The sequence below is a fragment of the Shewanella subflava genome (assembly GCF_025971955.1).
GTDB lineage: Bacteria > Pseudomonadota > Gammaproteobacteria > Enterobacterales > Shewanellaceae > Shewanella > Shewanella subflava.
Window position 1 is genome coordinate 1 of the sequence record NZ_JAPDMX010000010.1, and the last position, 4,324, is coordinate 4,324.

The 4,324-nt window shown below is 50.4% G+C and carries 2 rRNA genes; both read left to right on the top strand.

What is annotated here, in order from left to right:
- Positions 1 to 1,054 (top strand): 16S ribosomal RNA (locus OHT75_RS05890); the annotation flags it as partial.
- Between the two features lie 337 nt (positions 1,055 to 1,391).
- Positions 1,392 to 4,283 (top strand): 23S ribosomal RNA (locus tag OHT75_RS05895).
- Positions 4,284 to 4,324 lie beyond the last annotated feature (41 nt).

Genomic DNA, 4,324 nt, shown 5'->3' on the forward strand with positions numbered 1-4,324 from the left:
TACAGAAGAAGGACCGGCTAACTCCGTGCCAGCAGCCGCGGTAATACGGAGGGTCCGAGCGTTAATCGGAATTACTGGGCGTAAAGCGTGCGCAGGCGGTTATTTAAGCCAGATGTGAAAGCCCCGGGCTCAACCTGGGAATTGCATTTGGAACTGGGTAACTAGAGTCTTGTAGAGGGAGGTAGAATTTCAGGTGTAGCGGTGAAATGCGTAGATATCTGAAGGAATACCGGTGGCGAAGGCGGCCTCCTGGACAAAGACTGACGCTCATGCACGAAAGCGTGGGGAGCAAACAGGATTAGATACCCTGGTAGTCCACGCCGTAAACGATGTCTACTCGGAGTTTGGTGCCTTGAGCACTGGGCTCTCAAGCTAACGCATTAAGTAGACCGCCTGGGGAGTACGGCCGCAAGGTTAAAACTCAAATGAATTGACGGGGGCCCGCACAAGCGGTGGAGCATGTGGTTTAATTCGATGCAACGCGAAGAACCTTACCTACTCTTGACATCCAGAGAATTTACCAGAGATGGTTTAGTGCCTTCGGGAACTCTGAGACAGGTGCTGCATGGCTGTCGTCAGCTCGTGTTGTGAAATGTTGGGTTAAGTCCCGCAACGAGCGCAACCCCTATCCTTATTTGCCAGCACGTAATGGTGGGAACTTTAGGGAGACTGCCGGTGATAAACCGGAGGAAGGTGGGGACGACGTCAAGTCATCATGGCCCTTACGAGTAGGGCTACACACGTGCTACAATGGCGAGTACAGAGGGTTGCAAAGCCGCGAGGTGGAGCTAATCTCACAAAGCTCGTCGTAGTCCGGATTGGAGTCTGCAACTCGACTCCATGAAGTCGGAATCGCTAGTAATCGTGAATCAGAATGTCACGGTGAATACGTTCCCGGGCCTTGTACACACCGCCCGTCACACCATGGGAGTGGGCTGCAAAAGAAGTGGGTAGTTTAACCTTCGGGAGAACGCTCACCACTTTGTGGTTCATGACTGGGGTGAAGTCGTAACAAGGTAGCCCTAGGGGAACCTGGGGCTGGATCACCTCCTTACCTATACGACTAACTCAATATTTGTTGAGTGTTCACACAGATTACTTGTTGACCTGACTCTGAATAAGAGTGGGTAGAGTGAAATGCGCCGCAAGCCGGTATGCATTGTTCTTTAACAATTTGGAAAGCTGATAGTATTTAATTGCATGAGTCTGTCATGTGATTAATTACAAATCGTTTAATACGTAAAGTATTAAACATTGAGTTCTCAAAACACTGTTTAAGTGTCTTGAATATTCTAAAACTAAGGCGATTTCATGTGCGAAAGCACATGGATTATCAAAGTAAAAACCAGCTAGTTGCAATACGGCTCAAGTGAAACTCATTTGGGTTGTATGGTTAAGTGACTAAGCGTATACGGTGGATGCCTTGGCAGTCAGAGGCGATGAAGGACGTAGTAACTTGCGAAAAGCGTTGGCGAGCTAGTAACAAGCATTTGAGCTAACGATGTCCGAATGGGGAAACCCGGCCACATAAGTGGTCATCATAACGTGAATACATAGCGTTATGAGGCGAACCTGGGGAACTGAAACATCTAAGTACCCAGAGGAAAAGAAATCAACCGAGATTCCCCTAGTAGCGGCGAGCGAACGGGGATTAGCCCTTAAGTCTATGGGGTGTTAGTGGAATGTGTTGGAAAGCACAGCGGCACAGGGTGATAGCCCCGTACACGAAAACTAACCATAGATGAAAACGAGTAAGGCGGGACACGTGACATCCTGTTTGAATATGGGGGGACCATCCTCCAAGGCTAAATACTCCTGACTGACCGATAGTGAACCAGTACCGTGAGGGAAAGGCGAAAAGAACCCCTGTGAGGGGAGTGAAATAGAACCTGAAACCGTATACGTACAAGCAGTGGGAGCGGTTCTTGAGACCGTGACTGCGTACCTTTTGTATAATGGGTCAGCGACTTACGTTTTGTAGCGAGGTTAAGCGAATAGCGGAGCCGTAGGGAAACCGAGTGTTAACTGCGCGTTTAGTTGCAAGGCGTAGACCCGAAACCCGGTGATCTAGCCATGGGCAGGTTGAAGGTTGAGTAACATCAACTGGAGGACCGAACCGACTTATGTTGAAAAATGAGCGGATGACTTGTGGCTGGGGGTGAAAGGCCAATCAAACCGGGAGATATCTGGTTCTCCTCGAAAGCTATTTAGGTAGCGCCTCGAGCGAATACCATTGGGGGTAGAGCACTGTTAAGGCTAGGGGGTCATCCCGACTTACCAACCCTTTGCAAACTCCGAATACCAATGAGTACTACTCGGGAGACAGACGGCGGGTGCTAACGTCCGTCGTCAAAAGGGAAACAACCCAGACCGTCAGCTAAGGTCCCAAAGTGTATGTTAAGTGGGAAACGATGTGGGAAGGCTTAGACAGCTAGGATGTTGGCTTAGAAGCAGCCATCATTTAAAGAAAGCGTAATAGCTCACTAGTCGAGTCGGCCTGCGCGGAAGATTTAACGGGGCTAAACATACCACCGAAGCTACGGGTTTGCAGTTTACTGCAAGCGGTAGAGGAGCGTTCTGTAAGCGGTTGAAGGTGAAGGGGTAACCCACACTGGACGTATCAGAAGTGCGAATGCTGACATGAGTAACGATAAAGGGGGTGAAAAACCCCCTCGCCGAAAGACCAAGGGTTCCTGTCCAACGTTAATCGGGGCAGGGTGAGTCGACCCCTAAGGTGAGGCCGAAAGGCGTAATCGATGGAAAACAGATTAATATTTCTGTACCTCTGCTAACTGCGATGGAGAGACGGAGAAGGCTAGGCTAGCGCGGCGTTGGTAGTCCGCGTTTAAGGTAGTAGGCGGTGTTCTTAGGCAAATCCGGGAACACATTACGCTGAGAGCTGATGACGAGCCGCTAAGGCGGTGAAGTAGTTGATGCCATGCTTCCAGGAAAATCTTCTAAGCTTCAGGTTAGTAGGGATCGTACCCCAAACCGACACAGGTGGTCGGGTAGAGAATACCAAGGCGCTTGAGAGAACTCGGCTGAAGGAACTAGGCAAAATGGTACCGTAACTTCGGGAGAAGGTACGCTGCTGTTGGTGATGGGACTTGCTCCCTAAGCTGACGGCAGTCGCAGATACCAGGTGGCTGCAACTGTTTATCAAAAACACAGCACTGTGCAAAATCGCAAGATGACGTATACGGTGTGACGCCTGCCCGGTGCTTGAAGGTTAATTGATTGGGTTATCGCAAGAGAAGCTCATGATCGAAGCCCAAGTAAACGGCGGCCGTAACTATAACGGTCCTAAGGTAGCGAAATTCCTTGTCGGGTAAGTTCCGACCTGCACGAATGGCGTAATGATGGCCACGCTGTCTCCAGCCGAGACTCAGTGAAGTTGAAATTGCGGTGAAGATGCCGTATACCCGCGGCTAGACGGAAAGACCCCGTGAACCTTTACTATAGCTTGGCACTGAACATTGAACCTACATGTGTAGGATAGGTGGGAGACTTTGAAGCATGAACGCTAGTTTGTGTGGAGTCGTCCTTGAAATACCACCCTTGTAGTTTTGATGTTCTAACTCTGACCCCTTATCGGGGTTGAGGACAGTGCCTGGTGGGTAGTTTGACTGGGGCGGTCTCCTCCCAAAGAGTAACGGAGGAGCACGAAGGTTGGCTAAGTACGGTCGGACATCGTACGGTTAGTGCAATGGCATAAGCCAGCTTAACTGCGAGACATACACGTCGAGCAGGTACGAAAGTAGGTCATAGTGATCCGGTGGTTCTGAATGGAAGGGCCATCGCTCAACGGATAAAAGGTACTCCGGGGATAACAGGCTGATACCGCCCAAGAGTTCATATCGACGGCGGTGTTTGGCACCTCGATGTCGGCTCATCACATCCTGGGGCTGAAGTCGGTCCCAAGGGTATGGCTGTTCGCCATTTAAAGTGGTACGCGAGCTGGGTTCAGAACGTCGTGAGACAGTTCGGTCCCTATCTGCCGTGGGCGTTGGATGATTGAAGGGAGCTGCTCCTAGTACGAGAGGACCGGAGTGGACGAACCGCTGGTGTTCGGGTTGTCATGCCAATGGCATTGCCCGGTAGCTACGTTCGGAATCGATAACCGCTGAAAGCATCTAAGCGGGAAGCGAGCCCTAAGATGAGTCATCCCTAGAGCTTTAAGCTCTCTAAAGGGCCGTAGGAGACTACTACGTTGATAGGCAAGGTGTGTAAGCGTTGTGAGGCGTTGAGCTAACTTGTACTAATGACCCGTGAGGCTTAACCATACAACCCAGATGGGTTTTACTGAAAATGTTCCCGACATTTT